General features: G+C 48.5%; 1 protein-coding gene. It reads left to right on the top strand.

Translation table 11 applies throughout. The annotated features are described in order from the left end of the window. Positions 1-13: 13 nt before the first annotated feature. A partial coding sequence (locus ACYQ2L_RS17210) for a hypothetical protein (RefSeq protein WP_460058360.1) occupies positions 14-402 on the top strand: 389 nt, incomplete at its 3' end.

Raw genomic sequence — 402 nt, 5'->3', positions numbered from 1 at the left:
CATCTATGCTGGTATGGGTTACAGCACAGGTTCTGGAATTGATGATCGTGCGGTAGAGTTCTTTGCGGTTGAGGAGGATAGTGGTGATGTGCTCTGGACATGGCAGCCAGAGTTTTTAGACGGCGCGAATCGTGCACTTGAACCATATCATGTCATAGAAGATTATTTGTTTATTCTTGACTATCTCGGCTATGCCCTTGTGAACAGGCATAGTGGCGAGCCTGTCTATGAGTCACGCCGCGGTGGGGCCAAGAGTCACGGAGCATTCTTTCATGAAGGCATCGCCTATTGGGCGAATAATATCACGTCCCATGCGCATAATGAGTTTGAAAACAGCAATGTACTGGCGGTAGACATGATGACCGGTGAACCGGTGTGGGAACGTGAAGACTATGATCTGTA

This window comes from Spirochaeta dissipatitropha, from assembly GCF_054657935.1.
The sequence above is the reverse complement of the archived record's forward strand: the minus strand, read 5'-3'. Positions and strand labels throughout refer to the sequence as shown.